The organism is Citrobacter sp. CF971, from assembly GCF_006385635.1.
GTDB lineage: Bacteria > Pseudomonadota > Gammaproteobacteria > Enterobacterales > Enterobacteriaceae > Citrobacter > Citrobacter freundii.
The window spans coordinates 1,475,392-1,501,168 of the sequence record NZ_CP041051.1 but is presented as its reverse complement, the minus strand read 5'-3'; the positions used below and the strand labels follow the sequence as shown (position 1 = coordinate 1,501,168).

The 25,777-nt window shown below is 51.5% G+C and carries 27 protein-coding genes; 19 read left to right on the top strand and 8 right to left on the bottom strand.

Features of this window, described 5'->3' with window-relative positions; all coding sequences use genetic code 11:
* The first annotated feature begins 27 nt into the window (after positions 1–27).
* The 7 genes from mrdA (at position 28) to lipA (ending at position 7,816) form a co-directional block, all read left to right on the top strand.
* Entirely contained in the window at positions 28–1,929 is a 1,902-nt protein-coding gene (gene mrdA, locus E6P06_RS10560; RefSeq protein ID WP_003022722.1) for a peptidoglycan DD-transpeptidase MrdA, read from the top strand.
* Between the two features lie 2 nt (positions 1,930–1,931).
* Positions 1,932–3,044, top strand: a complete 1,113-nt coding sequence (gene mrdB / locus E6P06_RS10555; protein ID WP_003022718.1) for a peptidoglycan glycosyltransferase MrdB — start codon at positions 1,932–1,934, stop codon at positions 3,042–3,044.
* Between the two features lie 10 nt (positions 3,045–3,054).
* Complete coding sequence (rlpA, locus tag E6P06_RS10550; protein WP_003022715.1) at positions 3,055–4,164, top strand: endolytic peptidoglycan transglycosylase RlpA; 1,110 nt, start codon at positions 3,055–3,057, stop codon at positions 4,162–4,164.
* A 142-nt stretch (positions 4,165–4,306) separates the two neighbouring features.
* The gene (gene dacA, locus E6P06_RS10545) at positions 4,307–5,518 is read left to right on the top strand and encodes a D-alanyl-D-alanine carboxypeptidase DacA (protein WP_003022711.1); all 1,212 of its coding nucleotides are present in this window, start codon (positions 4,307–4,309) and stop codon (positions 5,516–5,518) included.
* Positions 5,519–5,624: 106 nt separating this feature from the next.
* Positions 5,625–5,888, top strand: a complete 264-nt coding sequence (gene ybeD, locus E6P06_RS10540) for a DUF493 family protein YbeD (protein ID WP_003022706.1) — start codon at positions 5,625–5,627, stop codon at positions 5,886–5,888.
* A 114-nt stretch (positions 5,889–6,002) separates the two neighbouring features.
* Positions 6,003–6,644, top strand: coding sequence for a lipoyl(octanoyl) transferase LipB (lipB, locus tag E6P06_RS10535; protein ID WP_003022703.1), 642 nt, complete (start codon positions 6,003–6,005; stop codon positions 6,642–6,644).
* 206 nt (positions 6,645–6,850) lie between these two features.
* Positions 6,851–7,816: a lipoyl synthase gene (gene lipA / locus E6P06_RS10530; RefSeq protein WP_003022702.1), complete on the top strand. Its 966-nt coding sequence runs from the start codon at positions 6,851–6,853 to the stop codon at positions 7,814–7,816.
* Between the two features lie 98 nt (positions 7,817–7,914).
* Here lipA and tatE read toward each other — a convergent pair whose 3' ends face one another.
* On the bottom strand, positions 7,915–8,118 hold the full coding sequence (gene tatE, locus E6P06_RS10525; RefSeq protein WP_003022699.1) for a twin-arginine translocase subunit TatE: 204 nt from the start codon (positions 8,116–8,118) through the stop codon (positions 7,915–7,917).
* 128 nt (positions 8,119–8,246) lie between these two features.
* On the bottom strand, positions 8,247–9,035 hold the full coding sequence (locus tag E6P06_RS10520; RefSeq protein WP_139935216.1) for a deaminated glutathione amidase: 789 nt from the start codon (positions 9,033–9,035) through the stop codon (positions 8,247–8,249).
* Between the two features lie 90 nt (positions 9,036–9,125).
* On the opposite strand from E6P06_RS10520, the gene crcB reads away from it, so the two are divergent.
* On the top strand, positions 9,126–9,509 hold the full coding sequence (gene crcB / locus E6P06_RS10515; protein WP_003831281.1) for a fluoride efflux transporter CrcB: 384 nt from the start codon (positions 9,126–9,128) through the stop codon (positions 9,507–9,509).
* 52 nt (positions 9,510–9,561) lie between these two features.
* Here crcB and cspE read toward each other — a convergent pair whose 3' ends face one another.
* Together cspE and pagP are read right to left on the bottom strand one after the other, a co-directional pair.
* Positions 9,562–9,771 carry a transcription antiterminator/RNA stability regulator CspE gene (gene cspE, locus E6P06_RS10510; protein ID WP_000034825.1) on the bottom strand — a complete coding sequence of 70 codons (210 nt, stop codon included), beginning with the start codon at positions 9,769–9,771 and terminating at the stop codon, positions 9,562–9,564.
* Positions 9,772–9,960: 189 nt separating this feature from the next.
* On the bottom strand, positions 9,961–10,524 hold the full coding sequence (gene pagP, locus E6P06_RS10505) for a lipid IV(A) palmitoyltransferase PagP (protein ID WP_003835590.1): 564 nt from the start codon (positions 10,522–10,524) through the stop codon (positions 9,961–9,963).
* A gap of 462 nt (positions 10,525–10,986) precedes the next feature.
* On the opposite strand from pagP, the gene dcuC reads away from it, so the two are divergent.
* Entirely contained in the window at positions 10,987–12,372 is a 1,386-nt protein-coding gene (gene dcuC / locus E6P06_RS10500) for an anaerobic C4-dicarboxylate transporter DcuC (RefSeq protein ID WP_003835592.1), read from the top strand.
* 116 nt (positions 12,373–12,488) lie between these two features.
* On the opposite strand, the gene dpiA is transcribed toward dcuC, so the two are convergent.
* The gene (dpiA, locus tag E6P06_RS10495) at positions 12,489–13,169 is read right to left on the bottom strand and encodes a two-component response regulator DpiA (protein WP_003022133.1); all 681 of its coding nucleotides are present in this window, start codon (positions 13,167–13,169) and stop codon (positions 12,489–12,491) included.
* Positions 13,138–14,799 (bottom strand): sensor histidine kinase DpiB, encoded by a 1,662-nt coding sequence (gene dpiB / locus E6P06_RS10490; RefSeq protein ID WP_139935215.1) that lies wholly within the window; start codon positions 14,797–14,799, stop codon positions 13,138–13,140. The genes dpiA and dpiB overlap by 32 nt, the downstream gene beginning before the upstream one ends.
* A gap of 389 nt (positions 14,800–15,188) precedes the next feature.
* On the opposite strand from dpiB, the gene citC reads away from it, so the two are divergent.
* The 8 genes from citC to rna all read left to right on the top strand — a co-directional run bounded on the left by citC (position 15,189) and on the right by rna (position 22,843).
* A complete protein-coding gene (gene citC, locus E6P06_RS10485) occupies positions 15,189–16,265 on the top strand; it encodes a [citrate (pro-3S)-lyase] ligase (RefSeq protein ID WP_003022129.1) in 1,077 nt (358 codons plus the stop codon).
* Positions 16,262–16,558: a citrate lyase acyl carrier protein gene (gene citD, locus E6P06_RS10480; RefSeq protein WP_003022125.1), complete on the top strand. Its 297-nt coding sequence runs from the start codon at positions 16,262–16,264 to the stop codon at positions 16,556–16,558. The genes citC and citD overlap by 4 nt, the downstream gene beginning before the upstream one ends.
* Positions 16,555–17,463 carry an aldolase/citrate lyase family protein gene (locus tag E6P06_RS10475; RefSeq protein WP_003022123.1) on the top strand — a complete coding sequence of 303 codons (909 nt, stop codon included), beginning with the start codon at positions 16,555–16,557 and terminating at the stop codon, positions 17,461–17,463. The genes citD and E6P06_RS10475 overlap by 4 nt, the downstream gene beginning before the upstream one ends.
* 9 nt (positions 17,464–17,472) lie before the next feature.
* Positions 17,473–19,005 (top strand): citrate lyase subunit alpha, encoded by a 1,533-nt coding sequence (gene citF / locus E6P06_RS10470; protein ID WP_003835599.1) that lies wholly within the window; start codon positions 17,473–17,475, stop codon positions 19,003–19,005.
* Between the two features lie 3 nt (positions 19,006–19,008).
* Positions 19,009–19,563: a citrate lyase holo-[acyl-carrier protein] synthase gene (gene citX / locus E6P06_RS10465; RefSeq protein ID WP_003835601.1), complete on the top strand. Its 555-nt coding sequence runs from the start codon at positions 19,009–19,011 to the stop codon at positions 19,561–19,563.
* Positions 19,532–20,437, top strand: coding sequence for a triphosphoribosyl-dephospho-CoA synthase CitG (citG, locus tag E6P06_RS10460; protein ID WP_003835603.1), 906 nt, complete (start codon positions 19,532–19,534; stop codon positions 20,435–20,437). Before citX ends, citG begins: the two co-directional genes overlap by 32 nt.
* A gap of 25 nt (positions 20,438–20,462) precedes the next feature.
* Complete coding sequence (gene citT / locus E6P06_RS10455) at positions 20,463–21,926, top strand: citrate/succinate antiporter CitT (RefSeq protein ID WP_003022114.1); 1,464 nt, start codon at positions 20,463–20,465, stop codon at positions 21,924–21,926.
* 110 nt (positions 21,927–22,036) lie between these two features.
* Positions 22,037–22,843 (top strand): ribonuclease I, encoded by an 807-nt coding sequence (gene rna / locus E6P06_RS10450; protein WP_139935214.1) that lies wholly within the window; start codon positions 22,037–22,039, stop codon positions 22,841–22,843.
* A gap of 41 nt (positions 22,844–22,884) precedes the next feature.
* Here the strand turns inward: rna and E6P06_RS10445 are convergent, their stop codons facing one another.
* The gene (locus E6P06_RS10445; protein ID WP_003022109.1) at positions 22,885–23,508 is read right to left on the bottom strand and encodes a flavin reductase family protein; all 624 of its coding nucleotides are present in this window, start codon (positions 23,506–23,508) and stop codon (positions 22,885–22,887) included.
* Positions 23,509–23,604: 96 nt separating this feature from the next.
* Positions 23,605–24,435, bottom strand: a complete 831-nt coding sequence (locus E6P06_RS10440) for an alpha/beta fold hydrolase (RefSeq protein WP_139935213.1) — start codon at positions 24,433–24,435, stop codon at positions 23,605–23,607.
* Positions 24,436–24,710: 275 nt separating this feature from the next.
* Between E6P06_RS10440 and rnk the strand changes: the two genes are divergently transcribed.
* Both rnk and uspG read left to right on the top strand, forming a co-directional pair.
* Complete coding sequence (gene rnk, locus E6P06_RS10435; protein ID WP_003022104.1) at positions 24,711–25,121, top strand: nucleoside diphosphate kinase regulator; 411 nt, start codon at positions 24,711–24,713, stop codon at positions 25,119–25,121.
* A gap of 183 nt (positions 25,122–25,304) precedes the next feature.
* Entirely contained in the window at positions 25,305–25,733 is a 429-nt protein-coding gene (gene uspG / locus E6P06_RS10430) for a universal stress protein UspG (protein ID WP_003022101.1), read from the top strand.
* Positions 25,734–25,777: the final 44 nt, after the last annotated feature.

Genomic DNA, 25,777 nt, shown 5'->3' with positions numbered 1-25,777 from the left:
TTGATTCTTGAGTAGATTAAGCAGCGGATGAAACTACAGAATTCTTTTCGCGACTATTCGGCTGAGTCCGCGCTATTTGTGCGCCGGGCGCTGGTCGCTTTTTTGGGGATTTTGCTGCTCACCGGCGTGCTGATCGCCAACCTTTATAATCTGCAAATCGTTCGCTTTACTGATTATCAGACCCGCTCGAACGAAAACCGCATCAAACTGGTGCCTATCGCCCCCAGTCGCGGCATCATTTATGACCGTAACGGAATTCCGCTCGCCCTTAACCGCACCATTTATCAGATAGAAATGATGCCAGAAAAGGTCGACAACGTTCAGGATACCCTCGACGCGCTGCGTAACGTCGTAGACCTGACGGACGATGACATTGCCGCCTTTAAAAAAGAGCGCGCCCGTTCACACCGTTTCACATCCATTCCGGTAAAAACTAACCTGAGTGAAGTTCAGGTCGCACGCTTTGCCGTTAATCAATATCGCTTTCCTGGCGTCGAAGTTAAAGGTTATAAACGCCGCTACTACCCCTACGGCTCTGCGCTGACCCATGTCATTGGCTACGTATCAAAAATCAACGATAAAGACGTAGACCGCCTGGACAAAGACGGCAAACTGGCTAACTACGCGGCGACGCACGACATCGGCAAGCTGGGTATTGAACGTTATTACGAAGATGTACTTCACGGCCAGACCGGTTATGAAGAGGTTGAGGTGAACAACCGCGGCCGCGTCATTCGCCAGCTGAAAGAAGTGGCGCCGCAGGCCGGGCACGATATCTATCTCACCCTCGATTTGAAACTCCAGCAGTACATTGAAACGCTGCTGGCGGGCAGTCGCGCCGCCGTGGTGGTTACCGACCCGCGTACCGGCGGCGTTCTCGCGCTGGTGTCCATGCCGAGCTACGACCCGAACCTGTTTGTCGATGGTATCTCCAGTAAAGATTACTCCGGGTTGCTCAATGACCCGAACACCCCATTGGTTAACCGCGCCACGCAGGGTGTTTACCCTCCTGCTTCGACAGTTAAACCTTACGTCGCGGTTTCTGCATTAAGTGCAGGTGTCATCACCCGCAATACTGGTCTGTTCGATCCAGGTTGGTGGCAATTACCGGGCTCTGAAAAACGTTACCGTGACTGGAAAAAATGGGGGCACGGCCATCTGAACATCACCCGTTCTCTGGAAGAGTCGGCGGATACGTTTTTCTATCAAATCGCCTATGATATGGGGATAGACCGACTTTCAGAGTGGATGAGCAAATTCGGCTACGGCAAATATACGGGTATCGATCTCGCTGAAGAACGCTCCGGCAATATGCCTACCCGCGAGTGGAAGCAAAAACGGTTTAAAAAGCCATGGTACCAGGGTGATACCATTCCGGTCGGCATCGGTCAGGGTTACTGGACTGCAACCCCAATCCAGATGAGTAAAGCGCTGATGATCCTTATCAACGACGGTTTGATAAAAGTTCCGCATCTGTTGATGAGCACGGCAGAAAATGGCAAGCAGGTTCCGTGGGTACAGCCGCACGAACCGCCCGTTGGTGATATTCATTCTGGATACTGGGAAATCGCGAAAGACGGCATGTACGGTGTAGCAAACCGCCCTAACGGTACTGCGCACAAGTATTTCGCTAGCGCGCCTTACAAAATTGCGGCGAAATCCGGTACTGCCCAGGTCTTTGGCCTGAAAGCCAATGAAACCTATAACGCGCACAAGATCGCCGAGCGCTTACGTGACCACAAGCTGATGACGGCCTTCGCACCCTATGATAAGCCCCAGGTTGCTGTCGCCATAATCCTTGAAAACGGTGGCGCGGGCCCGGCTGTGGGTACCATTATGCGCCAGATCCTTGACCACATTATGTTGGGCGACAACAACACCAATCTGCCTGCAGAAAACCCCGCGGTTGCAGCAGCGGAGGACCAATAATCGTGACGGATAATCCGAACAAAAAAACATTCTGGGACAAAATCCACATCGATCCCACGATGTTGCTTATTTTGCTGGCGCTGCTGGTTTACAGCTCGCTGGTCATCTGGAGTGCCAGCGGCCAGGATATCGGCATGATGGAGCGCAAGGTCGGCCAGATCGCAATGGGCCTGGTCATCATGGTGGTGATGGCGCAAATCCCGCCCCGGGTTTATGAAGGCTGGGCACCCTATCTCTATATTTTCTGCATCATCCTGTTGGTGGCGGTAGATGCCTTCGGCGCGATATCCAAAGGGGCACAGCGCTGGCTGGATTTGGGTATTGTGCGTTTTCAGCCTTCCGAAATTGCCAAGATTGCCGTGCCGCTGATGGTCGCACGCTTCATCAACCGTGATGTTTGCCCGCCATCGCTAAAAAATACCGCCATTGCACTGGTGCTGATATTTATGCCCACCCTGCTGGTGGCCGCTCAGCCTGACCTCGGTACCTCAATACTGGTCGCCCTTTCCGGTCTGTTTGTTCTGTTCCTTTCTGGTTTAAGCTGGCGTTTAATCGGTGTTGCGGTGGTTCTGGTTGCGGCGTTTATCCCGATACTGTGGTTCTTCCTGATGCATGATTACCAGCGTCAGCGCGTCATGATGTTGCTCGATCCGGAAACCGATCCACTGGGTGCGGGTTATCATATTATTCAGTCTAAAATTGCTATTGGCTCCGGCGGTCTACGCGGCAAGGGCTGGCTGCACGGTACGCAGTCGCAGCTTGAATTTTTACCCGAACGTCACACGGACTTTATCTTCGCGGTACTAGCAGAAGAGCTGGGTCTGGTAGGGATCTTAATTCTGCTTGCGCTGTACATTTTGCTGATTATGCGCGGATTATGGATCGCTGCCCACGCGCAAACCACCTTTGGTCGCGTCATGGCAGGTGGTTTAATGTTGATATTATTCGTTTATGTCTTCGTAAATATTGGTATGGTGAGCGGTATTCTGCCCGTGGTTGGCGTTCCTCTCCCACTGGTCAGTTACGGAGGCTCGGCACTTATCGTGCTGATGGCCGGGTTCGGGATTGTTATGTCGATCCACACCCATAGAAAAATGTTGTCGAAAAGCGTGTAAGGGGTACGCAATGCGTAAGCAGTGGCTTGGTATCTGCATCGCAGCAGGAATGCTCGCGGCGTGTTCGAGTGATGATGGTCAGCAACAGGGTGCTGTCGCGCCGCAGCCTGCGGTGTGCAATGGTCCGATTGTTGAAATCAGCGGGGCCGATCCGCGCTTTGAACCCCTGAACCCAACGGCGAATCAGGACTATCAGCGTGATGGTAAGAGCTACAAAATCGTCCAGGATCCTTCCCGCTTTAGCCAGGCAGGACTTGCCGCTATCTATGATGCGGAACCCGGAAGCAACTTAACCGCGTCTGGTGAAGCGTTCGACCCGATGCAACTGACCGCAGCGCATCCCACGCTGCCAGTCCCAAGCTATGCCAGAGTAACTAACCTGGCAAACGGCAGGATGATTGTCGTGCGCATAAACGATCGCGGCCCTTATGGCAACGATCGCGTGATTTCACTTTCACGTGCAGCAGCAGACCGTCTGAATACCTCCAACAACACCAAAGTGCGTATCGACCCGATCATCGTCGCCCAGGATGGTTCATTGTCCGGTCCGGGTATGGCGTGTACGACAGTCGCAAAGCAAACCTATGCCCTGCCCGCGCGTCCTGATTTAAGCGGTGGCGGTAATATGGGAAGTATGCCTTCGCCATCGGATGCGGGTCAGCCGCAAGGCGATATTCGTCCGATCAGCAATTCCACGCTGAAAAGCGATGATCCAACCGGTGCGCCAGTGAACAGCGGTGGATTCCTCGGTGCACCAACCACCCTCGCCGCAGGCGTGCTGGAAGGTAGCGAGCCGACTCCGGCTCCGCAACCGACCATCACCGCACCGGCAACACCAACCGCACCAGCAGCAACACCAGCCGCCGTCGCGGCACCTGCTCCAGCGGCAGTAGCCAACGGACGTTACGTGGTTCAGGTTGGCGCAGTCAGCGAGCAGTCGCGTGCGCAGCAGTATCAAAAACGTTTAAGCCAGCAGTTTGGCGTTCCTGGTCGGGTGGTACAAAATGGCGCAGTCTGGCGTATCCAGATGGGGCCGTTCGCCAGCAAAGCTGAAGCCTCCACATTGCAGCAGCGTCTTCAATCCGAGGCGCAATTACAGTCCTTCATCACCGGCGTGTAATAACGTAAATCAGGTATCTGAACTGTCAGTTTCTGTAAATGACATTAACAAAGTCACGCGGAAAGTCAGATGCCTGCCCGTTTTGCATTTGCTATAGTAGGGCACTTTTTTAAATTTCATCACGGACGTCGTAGTTCAGACCATGAAGACCACTTTTTCCGCTCGTTTCGTGCAGCGTATGGCGCTCACCGCGGCTCTCTGCGCAGCTTCTCTCTCTGCTGCCCATGCCGATGACCTGAATATTAAAACCATGATCCCGGGTGTTCCGCAGATCGATGCGGAGTCATATATCCTGATTGATTACAATTCAGGCAAAGTTCTGGCAGAACAGAACGCAGACACTCGCCGCGACCCCGCCAGTCTGACCAAAATGATGACCAGCTACGTCATCGGCCAGGCGATGAAAGCCGGCAAGTTCAAAGAAACCGATCTGGTCACTGTCGGCAATGACGCCTGGGCTACAGGTAACCCGGTGTTTAAAGGTTCATCGTTGATGTTCCTGAAACCTGGAATGCAGGTTCCTGTTTCCCAGCTAATCCGTGGTATCAACCTACAATCCGGGAATGACGCGTGTGTGGCAATGGCGGACTTCGCAGCCGGTAGCCAGGATGCTTTCGTCGGTCTGATGAACAGCTATGTGAACGCGCTGGGCCTGAAAAATACCCACTTCCAGACCGTTCATGGTCTCGATGCTGACGGTCAGTACAGCTCGGCTCGCGACATGGCGATGATTGGCCAGGCGCTGATTCGTGACGTACCTAACGAATACTCTATCTATAAAGAAAAAGAGTTCACCTTTAACGGCATTCGTCAGTTAAACCGCAACGGCTTGCTGTGGGATAACAGCCTGAATGTCGACGGTATCAAAACCGGTCATACCGACAAAGCTGGCTATAACCTCGTTGCATCCGCAACCGAAGGTCAGATGCGTCTGATCTCTGCCGTCATGGGTGGCCGCACCTATAAAGGTCGTGAAACCGAAAGTAAAAAACTGCTGACCTGGGGCTTCCGTTTCTTTGAAACCGTGAATCCACTGAAAGTCGGTAAAGAGTTTGCTTCAGAACCGGCCTGGTTTGGTAACACCGATCGCGCATCGTTAGGCGTAGATAAAGATGTCTACCTGACTATTCCGCGCGGCCGCATGAAAGATCTGAAAGCAAGCTATGTGCTGAACACCACAGAACTGCATGCACCGCTGCAGAAAAACCAGGTTGTTGGCACCATCAACTTCCAGTTGGATGGCAAAACCATCGAACAGCGCCCGCTGGTAGTCCTGCAGGAAATCCCTGAAGGCAACTTCTTTGGGAAAATCATTGATTACATTAAATTAATGTTCCATCACTGGTTTGGCTAAAAATCGAACACTTGAAAGTGTGATTTACGTCCCCATATACTAGGTATCCAGATAACTCCCACACGCTGTGGGAGTTATTATTTATTGATGTAACGCCGGAGCTGACATGAAAACCAAACTTAACGAACTGCTTGAATTCCCTACTCCATTTACTTACAAAGTAATGGGGCAGGCGTTGCCTGAGCTGGTTGATCAGGTGGTTGAAGTGGTACAGCGCCATGCGCCAGGTGATTACTCTCCGACGGTAAAACCGAGCAGCAAAGGCAACTACCACTCGGTCTCAATCACTATTACTGCTACACACATTGAGCAGGTTGAAACGCTGTACGAAGAATTAGGTAATATCGATATCGTACGCATGGTACTGTAAAAACCTGTTGGTTACCCGCTGCATCCCCGCTCGGGTAACCCCTCCCTCCTGTGATATACTTTTCCCCCTCTTTTATATTCTCTACTCTATGTGAGTATCTACGGAGATGCCGTTTTGTATCAGGATAAAATTCTGGTCCGCCAGCTCGGTCTTCAACCTTACGAGCCAGTTTCTCTGGCCATGCACGAATTCACCGATACCCGCGATGAAAACAGTTATGACGAAATCTGGCTGGTAGAGCATTATCCTGTTTTTACCCAGGGTCAGGCAGGTAAAGCAGAGCACGTACTGATGCCGGGCGATATTCCGGTGATCCAGAGCGATCGTGGCGGCCAGGTGACCTACCACGGGCCGGGCCAGCAGGTCATGTATGTGCTGTTGAATCTGAAGCGTCGCAAACTTGGCGTTCGTGAACTGGTTACGCTGCTGGAACAAACCGTCGTCAATACACTTGCGGAAATCGGCATTGATGCCCACCCGCGAGCCGATGCGCCTGGCGTATACGTCGGGGAGAAGAAAATCTGCTCTTTGGGATTACGTATTCGTAGAGGATGTTCGTTTCACGGCTTAGCGCTCAACGTGGATATGGATTTATCGCCTTTCCTGCGTATCAATCCTTGTGGTTACGCCGGAATGGAGATGGCGAAAGTATCGCAGTGGGATAGCGCAGCCACGACCGAGAGCGTTCGCCCACGCCTGCTGGCCAACATATTAGCGCTGTTGGGTAACCCACCGCACGAGTACGTTGCAGACTGAAAATACGGTCATACTTTGCCACGGCAAATGTTGTGGCAAATGGCACAAAACAACAACTATTTTACATTTTGCCAGCCTGTCAGGCTGCTTTCTGGCCCGTTTCAATGATATACTGCGTATCACTAATTCAAAAATAGTTGATAAATGCAACATTCCCTTGAATTGAAACGCTTTCCTTCGTAATTCGCAACTGGAACACGCAAGCTATGAGTAAACCCATTGTGATGGAACGCGGTGTTAAATACCGCGATGCCGATAAGATGGCTCTTATCCCGGTAAAAAATGTGGCAACAGAGCGTGAAGCCCTGCTGCGTAAACCGGAATGGATGAAAATAAAACTGCCAGCGGACTCCACTCGCATCCAGGGCATCAAAGCGGCAATGCGCAAAAATGGCCTGCACTCTGTCTGCGAAGAAGCTTCCTGCCCTAACCTGGCTGAATGTTTCAATCACGGAACCGCAACCTTTATGATCCTCGGCGCAATCTGTACCCGCCGTTGCCCATTCTGTGACGTTGCCCATGGCCGTCCGGTTGCTCCGGATGCTAACGAGCCGTTAAAACTTGCTCAGACGATTGCTGACATGGCGCTGCGCTATGTCGTCATTACCTCCGTTGACCGCGACGATCTGCGTGACGGCGGCGCTCAGCACTTTGCTGACTGTATCACCGCTATTCGTGAGAAAAGCCCGTCGATTAAAATCGAAACGCTGGTGCCTGACTTCCGTGGTCGTATGGATCGCGCGTTGGATATCCTCACCGCCACGCCGCCAGACGTGTTTAACCACAACCTCGAAAACGTACCGCGTATTTATCGCAATGTACGTCCGGGGGCAGACTACAACTGGTCACTGAAGCTTCTGGAACGTTTCAAGGAAGCGCACCCGGAGATTCCGACTAAATCAGGTCTGATGGTTGGTTTGGGCGAAACCAATGCAGAAATCATTGAGGTCATGCGTGACCTGCGCAGTCATGGCGTGACCATGCTGACGCTGGGGCAGTATTTACAGCCAAGCCGTCACCACCTGCCGGTTCAACGCTATGTAAGCCCGGATGAGTTCGATGAGATGAAAGCCGAAGCTATGGCCATGGGCTTTACCCATGCAGCCTGCGGTCCATTCGTTCGCTCTTCATACCATGCAGACATGCAGGCCAAAGGGCTGGAAGTGAAGTAATCGTGTAATACTCACTTACATATCAGTAATAAAAAAACCGGCAAATTGCCGGTTTTTTTTCATGCAGAGTATGCAGTATGAGCATCATGCTCCTGACATTACTCTTTATGAGAAAGCTTCTCAGCCTGAACGCTACCATCAGCATCTTTCTTAGCATCGGCATTATCGTCGTTCATTGCTTTCTTGAAGCCCTTGATTGCCGTTCCCAGGTCTCCACCCAGTGTACGTAACTTCTTGGTACCAAACAGCAGAACAACCAGTGCGGCAACCACCAGCAGTTTGGTAATACTAATCTCACCCATAGATACCTTCTTCACTTAAACCAGGCTGCATAAAGCGCCATATTAACCTGAGAATATTAACGGCCTTTCGACGCGCGCACACAATAGCAATCTGTAACAAGGTGAATCAAGCCTTGTTTAAAAAAACGTCATAATAATTGCGGTGGCGCAAAACGTCGGTTACTTAACACCGGAAGTTGTGCTCTGACCTGCCTTACCCGCTCTGCAGAAACCTCGGCCATAATTAGTGCAGGCGTTTCCGCCGCAGCAGCAATGGTCACACCAAAAGGGTCGATGACCCGGCTTTGGCCGATATTCTTATTACCGCACTCTCCCGCCGCAATCAGGTAACACGTTGCATCTAACGCTCTTGCAGCCAAAAGCGTAGACCAGTGATGCTCTTTAAGCGATCCCCGTACCCAGGCTGCGGGTAATACGAGAATTTCCGCTCCCTGCAATGCGTGCGCCAGCGCCAGCTCAGGGAAGCGCAGATCATAACAGGTCATTAACCCTACTTTTAACCCGCCTACGTCCAGCAGCGGCGCTATGGCGTCCCCTGCATCCACATTTCGTGACTCCTGAATCGAAAAGGCGTCGTAGAGATGTAATTTAGCGTAATGGGCAACTACCTGACCTGCCCGTAGCGCCACCAGCATGTTAAACGCCCGTCCAGGCACAGAGGGAACATGAATTGTCAGGATTGTCGTCATCTCGTTTTGCGCGCTTTCTCGCAGCAAGCGCGTCAAAAACCCGCCTTCCTGCAATTGAGCTGATTTCACTGACAGGTCAGGGTCCAGATCGTCACGGGCCAGAAGCGCTTCCGGTAATACCAGTAACGATGCCCCCTCTCCCGCAGCCTGAGACATCAGTAAAACGCAGGTTTCTGCATTTTTTTCCCATGAAGGTCCCACGGCAAATTGCCCTGCTGCAACGAACATATTCCCTCCAGAAAACGTTGTTAGGCTCGCCAACCACGATTATTCAGCGTTACACTCATCCTATATACAATCAAATAGCAGGATTACGCAGTGTTACAACTCCTTTTAGCGGTTTTTATCGGTGGTGGTACAGGTAGTGTAGCAAGATGGATGTTGAGCATGAGGTTTAACCCGCTCCATCAGGCCATTCCATTCGGTACGCTGGCTGCAAACTTACTTGGCGCATTTATCATTGGTATGGGTCTGGCATGGTTTAATCGCATGACAAACATTGATCCAATGTGGAAGGTACTGATTACAACTGGCTTTTGCGGGGGACTAACAACATTTTCCACTTTCTCGGCTGAGGTGGTGTTTTTGCTACAGGAAGGACGCTTTGGTTGGGCTATGGTGAATGTGCTGGTGAATCTGCTGGGATCATTTGCGATGACCGCCCTGGCATTCTGGCTGGTCTCGGCCTCTCCCGCACACTGAGGTGAAAAAAAACCCGCAATTAAGCGGGTTTTGAATGCTTGCTGTCGTATGCTTACAGAGCGATTACGTTTGCAGCAGAAGGGCCTTTGGCACCGTTAGTGATTTCGAACTCTACACGCTGACCTTCAGCCAGAGTTTTAAAACCATTGGTCTGGATTGCAGAGAAGTGTACGAACACGTCTTTGCTGCCATCTTCCGGAGTAATGAAACCGAATCCTTTGGACTCATTAAACCACTTAACGTTACCTTTAATCTTAGACATCAAAATTACCTTTACATGAAAAATAGACACAAATGCTGTGTCGGGTATCAGTACAACAATTGTGGTGCACTTTGTCCAGTCGAACTTTATCAAAAAGTGATAAATGTCGCGTTATTTTTCAGTTAACGTTGATATCACACTGTTTTAAAAAGACTTTTTAATAATCCACCTGACAATACAGGTAGTCCATCAAAACTGGAAACGCATCCACGCAAAGTAGACGTTACCGTTGTTGTACGTTCCCGGAATGTAGGTCATCTGGAACGTTGCCGGACCATACCCTATCGATGCCAGCGGTAACAGCACGGGTACCGGAATGTAGTTCCAGTTATCACGCGCGGTAAAACCGGCGGTAAAACCGAGACCTGTATGGAAATTTTCATCGGCCAGCGGTCGCCAGGTTTTTTCCCAGCCATAACCACCAATGGGTTCCCATTTATTGTAGGAATCCTTAAAGGCCATTATATAAAGTCCGTGCCAGTTACCTTTATCATCCCAACGGGATTGACCAAATCCTGCCCCCCACGGGCGTTCATTGTAGCGATCCGTTTTTTCTTTATCGTAGGCAAAGCGTGCATGCCAGGTAATAGCCGGTATATACAAATCATAATGTTCCGGCTGCTGCCAGGTTTCACTGACGTTGTCTTTAAAAGTAGCGAACCAGCCTTTATCTTCAGCAGCGCCCTGGGGAATGAAAGCTAACTGAATAAAAAGAAATGAAAAAATGAGAAAATATCGTTTAGCGACAATCACAACTTAATTACCATCCTGGGATTTATTATTAATTGTAGCAAACCCAACCTTAATGTTAGCTTAACAAAAATGCGCAGCTAAAAAATCAGAATATTCCTCAGCATGTAATTTTTAAGATAATTAGCCCTTAATTTATTGAGCCATCTCATAGGAACTATTTTCTCTTTATTGCCAATAAATTGTTCTTTCCTCCGGGAAAAGTTAAATAATATTACAATAAATTAACAATTAAGAATCAATATCACCACAAAACACACACACCGTCGCTGCACTTCACAGTTTTTTATTGTGAGATTCTTTTTTTAACCACGATGCTGAAAAAACGGCTAAGCCATCGCTTGAATCCGTATTTTTATTGATTTTAATCAGCAAGAGTAATCGGTTTATTAGGCACATTCTGTCACCACTTTTTACTTTTTTTAGTTTTTTTACTTTCTGGGCAGCAATGCGACAGGGGAAACGATGTTGACATTTATTGAACTCCTTATTGGAGTTGTGGTTATTGTGGGTGTAGCGCGCTACATCATTAAAGGTTATTCCGCGACAGGCGTACTGTTTGTTGGCGGTCTGGTTTTGCTGATTATCAGTGCGCTGATGGGGCATAAAGTGTTGCCATCCAGCGCGGCATCGACGGGCTATACGGCAACAGACATTGTTGAATATATTAAAATTTTGCTGATGAGCCGTGGTGGCGATCTCGGCATGATGATCATGATGCTGTGTGGTTTTGCCGCCTATATGACCCATATTGGCGCGAACGATATGGTCGTTAAGCTGGCCTCCAAGCCCCTGCAATACATCAACTCTCCTTACCTGCTAATGATTGCCGCCTATTTTGTCGCCTGCCTGATGTCACTGGCGGTTTCTTCAGCAACCGGTCTGGGCGTTTTGCTGATGGCAACACTGTTCCCGGTCATGGTTAACGTTGGAATCAGCCGTGGCGCTGCAGCGGCTATTTGTGCCTCCCCTGCTGCAATTATTCTTTCACCAACATCCGGTGATGTGGTGCTGGCGGCAAAAGCTGCGGAAATGCCGCTGATCGATTTCGCCTTTAAAACCACGCTGCCAATTTCCATTGCCGCCATCATTGCTATGGCGATTGCCCACTTTTTCTGGCAGCGTTATCTGGATAAAAAAGAGAACATTTCTCATGAAATGTTAGATGTGGCTGAAATCACCACGACTGCCCCGTCATTTTACGCCATTCTGCCGTTTACCCCGATCGTTGGCGTCCTGATTTTTGATGGTAAATGGGGCCCGCAGCTGCACATCATTACGATTCTGGTTCTGTGCATGCTCATCGCGGCTATTCTGGAGTTCGTACGTGGGTTCAACACCCAAAAGGTTTTCTCTGGTCTGGAAGTCGCTTACCGTGGCATGGCGGATGCCTTTGCTAACGTGGTGATGTTGTTAGTCGCTGCGGGTGTTTTTGCCCAGGGTCTGAGCACAATCGGCTTTATTCAGAGTCTGATTTCTATCGCCACCTCGTTTGGTTCAGCGAGCATTATCTTGATGATGGTGCTGGTGATCCTGACTATGCTGGCGGCAATGACTACGGGTTCCGGTAACGCCCCGTTCTACGCCTTCGTTGAAATGATCCCTAAGCTGGCGCATTCTTCCGGCATTAACCCGGCTTACCTTGTTATCCCGATGCTGCAGGCGTCAAACCTTGGGCGCACCATCTCCCCGGTCTCCGGCGTGGTTGTCGCTGTCGCAGGTATGGCAAAGATTTCTCCGTTCGAAGTGGTGAAACGTACCTCGGTTCCGGTTCTGGTTGGACTGCTGGTGGTGATTATCGCAACTGAAGTGATGGTACCAGGTTCTTCTTCAGCCGTCGTTGGCGGCTGATACTCAGTGAAATGTAGGCCGGATTAGGCATCTACGCCGCATCCGGCATTTAAACCGCACCATTGCCGGATGTCGATGCTAAAGCATCTTATCCGGCCTACGTCAGAAATCAGCATTTAGCCGCCATGATAAATACGCTGCGGCCTACCAACCTTACCGTGAATAATCTCCGCAATAATCAAATGACGGCTGGCACAGTACTCCAGGTAGCGTCTGGAAGTCGTTCGGCTGATGGTAAGCGCCTGGGCGATCGTTTCCGCAGTATGGTGTACCGTCGGGTCGGCGAATAATTTCAACACTGCATTCAGTGTTAACGCATCAATCCCGGTCGGTAAATCCCCTTTCGGTTCGCCCCGCGCGTAGGCATTAAACATTTCATCAATCTGCTTTTGGCTGGCGCTGTCATTCCCCGCCAACATGCGTCGACGTTGTTGATAACGCGTCAGGGTCTGCCCCAGCCGCTCGTAGGCAATGGGTTTGACCAGGTAATCAAACGCACCGCTGCGCACGGCCTCGGAGACCGTTTCCATATCGCTGGCCGCCGTGGTAAACACTACGCCGCCCGGATAGCGCGCCTGGGTCAGCTCATGCAGCAACGTAATTCCCTTGCCGTCCGGCAAGTAGTTATCGAGCAGTATCAGACCGGGCTTAAAACGCTCAATCATCATCCTCGCCTGCTCAAGATTACCCGCCAGCCATATCTGGCTGAAACCGGGTATATGGCGGATATATTCAGCATGCATTTCCGCCAGTAGCGTTTCATCCTCAACGATCAACAGCGTTAATGGTTCCGTCATTATTTTTTTTCACTTTCGGAAGAAATAAAGAAAATAAGGTACCGCAAGGGGAGTTATCTTCGAGCGTAACCACCCCGTCACAGCGCCTCACATAACTTGCAATTAGATACAAACCGATGCCATGTTCACCTGGTTCATCGGTACGGGTGCTCACACCCTGTTCAAATATTTTCTCACGCAATGCTTCCGGCACACCGCATCCCTGATCGGCAACTTCGATGATCACGTCATCCCCTTCATCGCTCAAATAGAGCTCTACGACCTTGTTGCCTTGCAGGGTGCGTAAGCTCGCTTCAAATGCATTATCAAGCAGATTGCCAACAATTGCTGCAAACTCTGTGCTATCCAACCCCTCGGGGAGTTGATGCAGTTGGCTCCCCGGAACGATAGTCATGGTGAGGCCCAGTTCCCGCGCGCGCTGCACCTTGCCAAACAACAGACCGGCGACCTGACGATCGGCAAACGCGCCACGCAGGCCGTCAATCAGTTGCTGTTGCGCCTGGGATTCTCCCTGCACCATGGCCAGAACCTTGTCATATTCTTTCATTTGCAGCAGGCCATTGATGGTCGACATCCAGTTCAGGTGCTCATGACGCAGCGTTCTCAGGCTCTCTACATACTGTTTGATCTGCGTTAATTGCGCATTAAGGGTAGCAATTTCATCTTTACTACGAAAACTGATGATTGCCCCAAGCAGTTCGTCACCGGAGCGAATCGCTTCACGGTTGGCGATAACGCTCAGGCCATTAAAGTTTACCATCGCATCCTGTCGTTTTTCCGCAATCTGTTGGGTGAAAAAGTCCGCTGGCTGAACCACCTCACTCACCGGTTTTCCAAGCCACTTTCGGCCTGGTGAAGACAGCCCCAGCATTTTCCTCGCACTGCGGTTTATTGCGGTGATATATCCATCAGGATCCACGGCAATCAATCCTTCATATACCGAGCTGAACAACGCTTCCTGCTGACGTACTACCCGCGCAATTTGTTTCGGTTCCATACCCAACATCTGCCGACGAATATGGGCAGCGAAAAACCAGGAGAGCAGCATAAGTACCAACAACAGCAAGATAAACACACCGGCCATCGGGAGTAAGAAATCCGATCGCCAGCTATCGATTTTGCTGATCAGATAACCAATTGAGACTACGCCAATGATTTTGCCATCGTCATCAAAGATGGGCGTTTTAGCGCGCATTGCCATCCCGATGGACCCTTTACCGGTAATAAAGTAGCTTTCCCCTTTTTCCAGCGCACCGGGTTTGGTGAACTGCATCGGGTAGCCAATCTTTTCCGGGTTCGGATGATATAGACGAATGGAGTTGGTATCCCCGATAACCACATAGTCGAAGTCAGTTCCGCTCTGCAGTTTGTCGGCAATCGTCGCCAAACGCTTGTAATCACGATGTTTAACCGCCGTAATGATACTCTCGTTAGAGGCGATGATTTTGGCCTGGTTCATTGCCATATCGCGGACATGCGCGGCCAGATAATCTTCGAAGCTGGCGGTAAAGTATTGTGCCAGGGCGGCGATGATAAAAACAGAAACGACCAAAATAAGCAGAAAGATGCGTAAAGGAAACGCCAGGCTGCGGAAAAAAGGAAACCGTGTTTTATTTTTCTGCTCAGCCATATATCTTCCTCATCCACGTTGCCCGAAACTTATTTCTCATTGTAGTTGTAATAGAAATGTTTTATTTACACGTTACGGTATAAAACAAGATCGTTGCAGATTCCCCACTTTAAATCAATTAAACAAATTAAAACCACACGCTATCTCGAGGTTAAATTAATTAAAAAACTTAAAACCATAAAACACATTAAAACCTTCTAACTTATTGTGAAATAAATCAAAAATTACCTCCAAAATACCCCTTACGATGTATGCAGCAGGGAAAAAAAGAAATACTCCGTAATAAAAAACCATTCCCTTCAATTGCAAACAAAACGTTATCAGGTTGCTAAGCAGAGCAACAAAAACAGAAACCCAGTAACAAATATAGCATCGGGGCTCTATTCACTATGTTCGGTAATAATATATTCACGCAAGTTAAACGCTCAGAAAATAAAAAGATGGCGGCTATCACGCAATTTCTGAAAGAGAATGATTTGAGCGTTGACACCACCGTCGAAGTATTTATCACCGTCACCCGTGACGACCGCCTGATTGCCTGCGGCGGTATCGCTGGGAATATTATTAAATGTGTCGCCATCTGCGAATCCGTACGGGGCGAAGGCTTAGCGCTGACGCTGGCGACCGAGTTAATCAACCTCGCCTATGAGCGCCACTGTACGCACCTCTTCATCTATACCAAAACCGAGTACGAATCGCTGTTTAAACAGTGTGGCTTTTCTACGCTGACCAGCGTTCCCGGCATTATGGTGCTGATGGAAAACAGCACCACGCGTCTGAAACGTTACGCTGAATCTCTGGCAAAACAGCGTCGTGAAGGGAAAAAAATTGGTTGTATCGTCATGAACGCCAACCCCTTCACCAACGGACATCGTTTTCTGATCCAACAGGCGGCCGCACAATGTGACTGGCTGCATCTGTTTTTGGTCAAAGAAGATACCTCACGGTTTCCGTATGAAGACCGGCTGGATCTGGTGCTTAAAGGGACAAAAGATATTCCACGTTTAACCGTGCATCGCGGTTCGGAATACATCATTTCCCGCGCCACGTTCCCGTGCTACTTCATCAAAGAGCAGAGCGTTATTAACCACTGCTACACCGAAATAGACCTGAAAATCTTCCGCCAGTACCTGGCACCGGCTCTCGGCGTTACACATCGTTTCGTCGGTACCGAGCCGTATTGCACCGTCACCTCCCAGTACAACAACGATATGCGCTACTGGCTGGAGACCCCAACGCTTCCCGCCCCACCAATTGAACTGGTGGAAATTGAGCGGCTGTGCTTCCAGGAGATGCCGATTTCCGCCTCCTGGGTGCGCAAGCTGCTGGTTAAAAAAGATCTCACGGCTATCGCATCCCTGGTCCCTGACGCCACGCTGCACTATCTGCAAAGCATGGTTGAACGAGCCTCATCGGGTGCGGCAGTCCGCCAAAATACCCCCGCATTAGCAACAGGTGAAAAATGAAAATAAACCAGGCAGCCGTCGCAGGCACACTCGAGTCCGGTGATGTGATGATTCGCATCGCCCCACTCGATTCGCAGGATATTGACCTGCAGGTTAACAGTAGCGTCGAAAAACAGTTCGGTGATGCCATCCGGACCACCATCCTGGACGTTCTGTCCCGCTACAACGTACGCGGCGTGCAATTAAATGTTGATGATAAAGGCGCACTGGACTGCATTTTACGTGCGCGACTGGAAGCACTACTGGCCCGCGCTGGCGGTATTCCGGCACTGCCATGGGAGGATTGCCAGTGATTTCCGCATCTTTGCAACAACGTAAAACCCGTACTCGCCGCAGCATGTTGTTCGTACCGGGTGCCAATGCCGCCATGGTCAGCAACTCGTTCATCTACCCGGCAGATGCACTGATGTTCGACCTGGAAGACTCCGTCGCGTTGCGTGAAAAAGATACCGCTCGCCGCATGGTGTACCACGCGCTGCAACATCCGTTGTATCACGACGTTGAAACCATCGTGCGTGTAAACGCCCTCGACTCCGAATGGGGCATCAACGACCTTGAAGCCGTGGTACGCGGCGGTGCTGACATCGTACGTTTACCGAAGACCGATACCGCGCAGGATGTCATCGACATCGAAAGTGAAATTCTGCGCATCGAGAACGCCTGTGGCCGTGAACCCGGCAGCACCGGCCTGTTAGCCGCCATTGAGTCGCCGTTAGGCATTACCCGTGCGGTAGAAATTGCCCACGCTTCCGAGCGCCTGATCGGTATTGCTCTGGGTGCGGAAGATTATGTGCGTAACCTGCGCACTGAACGCTCGCCAGAGGGTACTGAACTGCTGTTTGCCCGCTGCTCTATTTTGCAGGCTGCACGTTCTGCCGGTATTCAGGCGTTCGACACCGTGTATTCCGATGCCAACAACGAAGCAGGTTTCCTGCACGAAGCCGCACACATCAAGCAGTTGGGTTTTGACGGCAAGTCGCTCATCAACCCGCGCCAGATCGAACTCCTGCATAACTTGTACGCCCCGACGCGCAAAGAGCTGGCTCACGCCCGTTTGGTCGTAGAAGCCGCTGAAGCCGCTGCCCGCGAAGGTCGTGGAGTGGTTTCCCTGAACGGCAAAATGGTCGACAGCCCGGTTATCGAGCGCGCCCTTCTGGTTATCTCCCGTGCAGAACTTTCCGGCATTCGCGAAGAATAAGGCAAAAAAATGACGCAGAAAATCGAACAGTCTCAACGCCAGGATCGCGTGGCGACCTGGAGCCGTCATGCAGAAAGTGAGCTTTCCGCTTATCAGAGCACCGCAAAAGTAGAACTACAGGCGCAAAAACCGCGCGACAAAAAGCTGTGCGCTAACCTGGAAGACGCCATTCGTCGTTCAGGTTTACAGGATGGCATGACCATCTCTTTCCACCACGCTTTTCGCGGTGGCGATCTGACCATTAATCTGGTGATGGATGCCATCGCCAGTATGGGCTTTAAAAATCTGACGCTGGCCTCCAGCTCTCTGAGCGATTGCCATGCTCCGCTGGTTGAGCACATCCGTCAGGGCGTGGTCAGCCGTATTTATACCTCCGGGTTGCGTGGCCCGCTGGCGGAAGAGATCTCCCGTGGCCTGCTGGCCGAACCGGTACAGATTCACTCCCACGGTGGACGTGTACACTTGGTACAAAGCGGCGAACTCAGCATTGATGTGGCGTTCCTCGGCGTACCGTCCTGCGACCAGTTTGGTAACGCCAACGGTTATACCGGTAAAGCATGCTGCGGCTCACTGGGCTATGCCCGCGTAGACGCCGAAAACGCGAAACAGGTTGTCCTGCTGACTGAACAACTGCTGACCTATCCACATAACCCGGCCAGCATTACACAGGATCAGGTAGATCTGATCGTGCAGATCGATCAGGTCGGCGATGCGGACAAAATCGGTGCTGATGCGACCCGCATGACCACTAACCCGCGTGAACTGTTAATCGCCCGTAGCGCGGCAGAGGTCATTGCTAACTCCGGCTACTTCAATGAAGGCTTCTCACTGCAGACAGGCACCGGCGGCGCTTCTTTGGCCGTGACGCGTTTCCTGGAAGACAAAATGCGCAGCCGCGATATCCGAGCTGACTTCGCGCTGGGCGGCATCACCGCCACCATCGTGGATCTGCATGAAAAAGGCCTGATTCGCAAACTGCTGGACGTGCAGAGCTTCGACCGTAACGCCGCGGAATCTCTGGCCCGCAATCCAAACCATATCGAAATCAGTGCAAACCAGTATGCCAACTGGGGTTCAAAAGGCGCATCCGTTGACCGTCTGGATGTGGTGGTACTGAGCGCATTAGAAGTAGACACCAACTTCAATGTGAACGTACTGACCGGTTCTGACGGCGTACTGCGAGGCGCATCCGGCGGACACTGCGATACGGCTGTGGCCGCAGCGCTTTCCATCATCGTCGCACCGCTGGTTCGCGGACGCATCCCGACGCTGGTTGATAACGTGCTGACCTGCGTAACCCCTGGCTCCAGCGTTGACATTCTGGTCACTGACCACGGTATCGCCGTCAACCCTGCACGTCCGGAACTGGCAGAACGACTGAAAGAAGCCGGTATGAAAGTGGTGTCCATTGGATGGCTGCGCGAACGTGCACAGCAACTCACCGGTCAGCCACGCGCTATCGAATTCACTGACCGCGTGATTGCCGTTGTGCGTTATCGCGACGGTTCAGTGATTGACGTTGTGCATCAGGTGAAGGAATAAGCCATGCACCTGCTCCCTGAACTCGCCACCCAACACGCGGTTTCGATTCCCGAGCTGCTCGCCAGCCGCGATGAGAGACAAGCAAGGCAACAGGACTGGCTGACACGTCACTCTGCGCCGCTGGTCTCGTTCACCGTGGTTGCACCGGGTCCGATTAAAGACAGCGCATTAACCCGTCGCATCTTTAATCACGGCGTAACCGCCTTGCTCGCACTGGCGGAACAATCTGCCTGGATTGTCAGGGAGCAAACAGCGCTGGTTTCTGCCAGCGGTCCAGAAGGTCTTTTGTCTATTGAGGCTCCGGCCCACGACCTCAAGCTCGCCACGATTGAACTTGAGCATTCACACCCGCTGGGACGGCTATGGGACATCGATGTCCTGACCCCTGAAGGGGAAATTCTGTCCCGGCGTCATTTCGCACTCCCTGCCCGCCGCTGTCTGCTGTGCGAGCAAAGTGCTGCCGACTGTGCGCGGGGTAAAACCCACGCACTTTCCGACTTACTCACTCAGATGGAGGCACTGCTGCATGATGCCGATTCCCGCAACATCAACCAATAATGCAGTCCTTCCTCTGGATCTGCCTGATGCTTACGCAACGCTCGCGTGGCGCGCCATGCTGACTGAAGTCAACCTGTCACCCAAACCCGGTCTGGTAGATCGTATTAACAACGGCGCGCATAAAGATATGGCGCTGGAAGATTTTCATCGCAGCGCCGAGGCTATTCAGGCCTGGCTGCCACGTTTTATTGAATATGGGGCGTTTAGCGCACAGCTGTCGCCTGAGGATGTATTGAAAGGACTGCGCCCGCTGGGCATGGCCTGCGAAGCTGATATGTTTCGCGCCACCGCTGGGGTGAATACCCACAAAGGCAGCATATTTTCTCTGGGCCTGCTGTGCGCCGCCATTGGCCGCCTGCACCAGCTCCAACTAACTGTTACCGCTGAAACCATTTGCTCTACGGCAGCAACATTTTGCCGTGGTCTGACCGAGCGCGAACTGCGCCAGAACAATCAACAACTCACGGCAGGCCAACGTCTTTATCAGCAACTGGGATTAACCGGCGCACGGGGCGAAGCCGAAGCGGGATACCCGCTAGTCATCCAGCATGCCCTGCCGCACTACCGCGCACTGCTGACTCAGGGCCGCGACCCTGAACTGGCGTTACTCGACACTTTATTGCTGCTGATGTCTATCAACGGCGACACCAACGTGGCTTCACGTGGCGGCGCAGAAGGTCTGCGTTGGCTACAGCAGCAGGCCACCGCCCTGATGCAGCAAGGGGGGATTCGTACCCCTGCCGATCTCGAATACCTACACCAGTTCGACCAACAGTGCATTGAACGCAACCTCAGTCCCGGAGGCTGCGCCGATCTGCTGATCGTCACCTGGTTCTTAGCTCAGATTTCACAAGTTCATCATTATCACAATTAAAGATCCTTTCCGGAGAATCACACACATGTCTTTAGCAAAAGATAAAATATGGAAGTTACTGGCCCCATTGGTCGTAATGGGCGTCATGTTTCTTATCCCCGTCCCTGATGGAATGCCTCCACAGGCCTGGCACTACTTTGCCGTGTTTGTGGCGATGATCGTCGGTATGATCCTCGAGCCAATTCCGGCAACAGCGATCAGCTTTATCGCCGTAACGATCTGCGTTATCGGCAGCAACTATCTGCTGTTTGATGCTTCAGAACTGGCCGACCCGGCATTTAAAGCGGGTAAGCAAGCGCTGAAATGGGGTCTGGCGGGCTTCTCCAGCACCACCGTGTGGTTGGTGTTTGGTGCGTTTATCTTCGCACTGGGTTATGAAGTCACCGGTCTGGGTCGTCGTATCGCGCTGTTCCTGGTGAAATTTATGGGTAAACGCACCCTGACGCTGGGCTATGCGATTGTTATCATCGACATTCTGCTGGCACCGTTTACACCGTCTAACACCGCGCGTACCGGTGGTACCGTATTCCCGGTTATCAAAAACCTGCCACCGCTGTTTAAATCATTCCCGAACGATCCTTCCGCGCGCCGTATCGGCGGATATCTGATGTGGATGATGGTAATCAGTACCAGCCTGAGCTCCTCTATGTTCGTGACCGGTGCTGCGCCAAACGTACTGGGTCTGGAATTCGTCAACAAAATTGCCGGTATTCAAATCAGCTGGCTGCAATGGTTCCTCAGCTTCCTGCCGGTTGGTATTATTTTGCTGATCGTTGCTCCGTGGTTGTCATACGTTCTGTACAAACCAGAAGTCACTCACAGTGCTGAAGTTGCCGCATGGGCCGGTGATGAACTGAAAGGCATGGGTAAACTGACCCGTAAAGAGATAACGCTGATCGGTCTGGTTCTGCTCAGCCTGGGCCTGTGGGTCTTCGGTGGTAAACTGATTGATGCAACCGCAGTGGGTTTGCTTGCTGTCTCCCTGATGCTGGCGCTGCATGTGGTACCGTGGAAAGACATTACCCGCTATAACAGCGCATGGAACACCCTGGTTAACCTCGCCACGCTGGTCGTTATGGCGAATGGTTTAACCCGTTCAGGCTTCATCGACTGGTTCGCCAACACCATGAGCACGCACCTGGAAGGCTTCTCGCCTAACGCGACCGTAATCGTGCTGGTGCTGGTGTTCTACTTTGCTCACTACCTGTTTGCCAGCCTTTCTGCACACACTGCCACCATGCTGCCGGTTATTCTGGCTGTCGGTAAAGGTATCCCGGGCGTGCCGATGGAACATCTGTGTATCCTGCTGGTACTGTCCATCGGTATCATGGGCTGTCTGACTCCATATGCAACAGGCCCTGGCGTTATCATCTACGGATGTGGTTATGTGAAGTCCAAAGACTACTGGCGTCTGGGTGCTATCTTCGGCGTTATCTACATCTCTATGCTTCTGCTGGTCGGCTGGCCGATTCTGGCAATGTGGAGCTAATCATTTCGGTTCACACCTGATGAAAATGATGCCAGTCAGCTAAACCTGACTGGCATTTTTTATGATTAAATAGATGATATTCAGAATTTATATAAGTATCCGAAATCATCATGACATCAACATGGCGTTATTCTTCGTTGCTGGCAGCACTCCTGCTGCCAGTTTCTGCAGCTCAGGCCGATGAACTTCAGGCAAAACAGTACGCTGATTTTGACAGCTACGTGTTGGCCCTCTCCTGGCAAACTGGATTTTGTCAGAGCCAACACGAGCGTAATCGTCAGGAGCCTGACGAATGTCGTTTACAAAAAGAGAGCGCAGACAAAGCGGATTTCCTGACCGTTCACGGTTTATGGCCCAGCCTGCCTAAATCCATTGCCGCCCGTGGAGTCGACAACCGCCGCTGGATGCGTTTTGGCTGCGCGACTCGCCCTATTCCCAACCTGCCTGAAGCACGTGCCAGCCGTAAATGCGCGGCCCCCGAAACCGGGCTGTCGCTGGAAAGCGCAGCAAAACTCAGCGCCGTAATGCCCGGCGCTGGAGGGAGATCCTGTCTGGAACGTTACGAGTATGCCAAACATGGCGCGTGTTTCGGTTTTGATCCCGACGCGTACTTTGGCACGATGGTACGGCTGAATAATGAGGTTAAGAACAGCGAGGTGGGCAAATTCCTGGCGGAAAACTACGGCAAAAATGTCAGCCGTAACGCATTTGACGCCGCAGTTGCCAAAAGCTGGGGCAAAGAGAACGTCAAAGCTGTGAAGCTAAGCTGCCACGGCAATCCGGCGTATCTCACTGAGATCCAGTTATCCCTGAAAGCCGACAACATCAACCAGACGTTATCTGCACAGTCATTCTTACCGCAACCGCATCCGGGTAGCTGCGGTAAACAGTTTATTATCGACAAAGTGGGATATTGAAACTTGCGACCGACGCTGCAAGCTGGCGTCGGTCCGTAAGCTCAGCGTTTTGCTCGTGCATCCGGGCGAACTAAATCAAAACGGTGTGTTTCACTGATCGAATAATACGCCGTTGGCCCACCTGCACGCAGTACCGGCTTCGCTTTCGCCGTCTGATAGATGCCGTCTTCCAGGAGCGTTTCATCAATGTGGATGCCCACCACTTCCCCCAATACCAGCCAGGTATCAACCGGTGAGCCATCAGCGGTAGTCAGTTGCAGGCTTTGCGATAAGCGACACTCAAAATTGACCGGGCTTTGCGCCACGCGCGGCACGTTGACTATCCGGCTATCTGCTTTACTAAGCCCGGCGGCAAAAAACTCGTCCTCACCGTGCGGCAAGCTGGCTGACGTTTCGTTCATCGCAGTGGCCAGCTCAAGAGTCGTCAGGTTCCAGACAAATTCACCGGTTTCGATAATATTCTGCACGCTGTCTTTCCAGCCGCTGCTAGCGAAACCGATAATCGGCGGATGATAGTTAAAACAGTTAAAGAAACTGTATGGTGCCAGATTGTGCCGACCATTGCCGTCACGCGACGCAATCCAGCCAATCGGGCGCGGTCCAATGATGGCATTTAGCGGGTCATGCGGTAAGCCGTGTCCCTGTGACGGTTGATAGAAATACATAGCGTTCCCTGTTGAAGTTAACGTCAGCGCAGCACAAATTATGCTTCGCTCATCCCCCTGGAAAAAGAAGATCAGCGTAGAACAATCTGCCAACGATTACGACTGAATAAAGTTGAGCAGGTCACCGTTGATCTGTTGTTTATGGGTGGTGCAAATGCCATGCGAGCCGCCGACATATACCTTCAACTGCGAATCAGGCAGTATTTCCGCCGCGACCTTTCCGCAGGTTTCAAACGGGACAATCTGATCGTCATCACCGTGGATCACCAGCGTCGGGATGGTCATCTTTTTGAGGTCCTCACGCAGATCTGTTTCCGAAAACGCGTGGATACAGTCGTACAACGCTTTGATGGAACCTTGTAAACCCTGTTCAACAAAACTTTCCCTGACGGCTTTCGACTCTTTTGTGCCAGGACGGTTGTAGCCATAGAATGCAGCGGTTAATTCATAGAAAAAGGCGGCGCGATCGTTCACAACCCCCTCACGGATGCCATCGAATACCTCTTTCGGCACGCCATTTGGATTAAAGTCAGTCTTGATCATGATGGGCGTCACCGCGCCAATTAACACCGCTTTTGCCACCCGCTGCGTCCCATGCCGGCCAATATAACGAGCCACTTCCCCACCGCCGGTAGAGTGTCCGACATGGACGGCATCTTTAAGATTGAGATGCGCGGTAAGTTCAGCCAGATCGTCAGCATACTGATCCATATTGTGACCATCCCAGGGTTGGGCCGAACGCCCATGGCCACGCCTGTCATGGGCGATCACACGAAATCCTTTCGACCCGAGGAACAACATCTGATCCTCAAACGCATCTGCCGTCAGCGGCCAACCATGACTGAAGACAATGGGCTGTCCACTTCCCCAGTCTTTAAAATGCAAATAGCTGCCGTCTTTCAAGGTAAGTTTGTCGTACTGGCTCATGAGATCTCCTGTCGCGGAACACTGAGTTGTTTGACGCGCCCGCAGCGAGCGCTTAAAAAGCATAATGCAAATTGGAGAACGATCACGTTTTTCGGTTAAAATCACACCATACGCGACAATATTGATGATTTGCCTGAATGTGAACTAAATCACTTCAAACATGGGGTAAGTCTCAGTATCATCATAAAAGCTAAACCCTTGCCGCCTGACGGTGAGGGTTTTCTTTTGGGATTATTTACCTGCGCACCCGCAGTATCGACGACATGGAGTAATAAATGTCCAGACCAACTATCATCATTAACGACCTCGATGCGGAACGCATTGACCGCCTGTTGGAGCAACCTGCGTTTGCTGGTTTACCGATTGCCGACGCCCTTAACGCCGAGCTGGATCGTGCCCAAATGTGTTCTCCAGAAACCATGCCGCACGATGTCGTGACCATGAACAGCCGCGTGAAATTCCGCAATCTGAGTGATGGCGAAGTCCGTGTGCGTACCCTGGTGTATCCGGCTACTATGACTGACAGCAGCACACAGCTTTCGGTAATGGCACCTGTCGGCGCTGCACTTTTGGGGCTGCGCGTTGGTGATACCATTCACTGGGAACTGCCAGGCGGGACCTCAACGCACCTCGAAGTTATTGAGCTTGAGTACCAGCCTGAAGCTGCAGGCGACTACCTGCGCTAACTCTGTCTTATCAAAGCCACTCGCTTTATCTTACAGGGGATGCATCCGCATCCTCTTTCCGGTTAGATCTCCCTGCTCCTCACTTTCTTTCCTGTTCGCAAAACATAAATCTGTGTCGTGACTGACAGAATCATTTTTAATACTATGCTGTTATGTGTTCATGTAATGACAAGGAGAATGTTTATGTACAACACAATCATAATGCCTGTTGATGTATTCGAAATGGAACTGAGCGACAAGGCTATTCGCCATGCAGAATTTCTGGCCCAGGATAAAGGGGTTATCCATCTGCTGCATGTGCTGCCAGGCTCAGCGAGCCTAAGTCTGCATCGCTTTGCCGCTGACGTTCGTCGTTTTGAAGAGCATCTGCAACACGAAGCGGAAACCCGTCTGCAAACGATGGTCGGTCACTTCAGCATCGATCCTTCCCGTATTAAGCAACACGTCCGCTTTGGCAGCGTCCGTGACGTGGTCAACGAGTTGGGTGAAGAGTTGAATGCAGATGTCGTTGTTATTGGGTCGCGTAACCCATCAATCAGCACCCATCTGCTCGGCTCAAACGCTTCCAGCGTTGTCCGTCACGCGACTTTGCCAGTGCTGGTTGTTCGTTAACTGCCACTGATTCGCTAAAGAAAACCCCTGCCAGGTTAACGCCT

What these genes read in the sequence shown, in the direction of transcription:
- mrdA (WP_003022722.1), top strand. Translation starts at nt 28, where the DNA reads ATGAAACTACAGAATTCTTTTCGCGACTATTCGGCTGAGTCCGCGCTA.
- rlpA (WP_003022715.1), top strand. Translation starts at nt 3,055, where the DNA reads ATGCGTAAGCAGTGGCTTGGTATCTGCATCGCAGCAGGAATGCTCGCG.
- dacA (WP_003022711.1), top strand. Translation starts at nt 4,307, where the DNA reads ATGAAGACCACTTTTTCCGCTCGTTTCGTGCAGCGTATGGCGCTCACC.
- ybeD (WP_003022706.1), top strand. Translation starts at nt 5,625, where the DNA reads ATGAAAACCAAACTTAACGAACTGCTTGAATTCCCTACTCCATTTACT.
- lipA (WP_003022702.1), top strand. Translation starts at nt 6,851, where the DNA reads ATGAGTAAACCCATTGTGATGGAACGCGGTGTTAAATACCGCGATGCC.
- tatE (WP_003022699.1), bottom strand. Translation starts at nt 8,118, where the DNA reads ATGGGTGAGATTAGTATTACCAAACTGCTGGTGGTTGCCGCACTGGTT.
- E6P06_RS10520 (WP_139935216.1), bottom strand. Translation starts at nt 9,035, where the DNA reads ATGTTCGTTGCAGCAGGGCAATTTGCCGTGGGACCTTCATGGGAAAAA.
- cspE (WP_000034825.1), bottom strand. Translation starts at nt 9,771, where the DNA reads ATGTCTAAGATTAAAGGTAACGTTAAGTGGTTTAATGAGTCCAAAGGA.
- dcuC (WP_003835592.1), top strand. Translation starts at nt 10,987, where the DNA reads ATGTTGACATTTATTGAACTCCTTATTGGAGTTGTGGTTATTGTGGGT.
- dpiA (WP_003022133.1), bottom strand. Translation starts at nt 13,169, where the DNA reads ATGACGGAACCATTAACGCTGTTGATCGTTGAGGATGAAACGCTACTG.
- dpiB (WP_139935215.1), bottom strand. Translation starts at nt 14,799, where the DNA reads ATGGCTGAGCAGAAAAATAAAACACGGTTTCCTTTTTTCCGCAGCCTG.
- citC (WP_003022129.1), top strand. Translation starts at nt 15,189, where the DNA reads ATGTTCGGTAATAATATATTCACGCAAGTTAAACGCTCAGAAAATAAA.
- citD (WP_003022125.1), top strand. Translation starts at nt 16,262, where the DNA reads ATGAAAATAAACCAGGCAGCCGTCGCAGGCACACTCGAGTCCGGTGAT.
- citF (WP_003835599.1), top strand. Translation starts at nt 17,473, where the DNA reads ATGACGCAGAAAATCGAACAGTCTCAACGCCAGGATCGCGTGGCGACC.
- citX (WP_003835601.1), top strand. Translation starts at nt 19,009, where the DNA reads ATGCACCTGCTCCCTGAACTCGCCACCCAACACGCGGTTTCGATTCCC.
- citG (WP_003835603.1), top strand. Translation starts at nt 19,532, where the DNA reads ATGATGCCGATTCCCGCAACATCAACCAATAATGCAGTCCTTCCTCTG.
- citT (WP_003022114.1), top strand. Translation starts at nt 20,463, where the DNA reads ATGTCTTTAGCAAAAGATAAAATATGGAAGTTACTGGCCCCATTGGTC.
- rna (WP_139935214.1), top strand. Translation starts at nt 22,037, where the DNA reads ATGACATCAACATGGCGTTATTCTTCGTTGCTGGCAGCACTCCTGCTG.
- E6P06_RS10445 (WP_003022109.1), bottom strand. Translation starts at nt 23,508, where the DNA reads ATGTATTTCTATCAACCGTCACAGGGACACGGCTTACCGCATGACCCG.
- E6P06_RS10440 (WP_139935213.1), bottom strand. Translation starts at nt 24,435, where the DNA reads ATGAGCCAGTACGACAAACTTACCTTGAAAGACGGCAGCTATTTGCAT.
- rnk (WP_003022104.1), top strand. Translation starts at nt 24,711, where the DNA reads ATGTCCAGACCAACTATCATCATTAACGACCTCGATGCGGAACGCATT.
- uspG (WP_003022101.1), top strand. Translation starts at nt 25,305, where the DNA reads ATGTACAACACAATCATAATGCCTGTTGATGTATTCGAAATGGAACTG.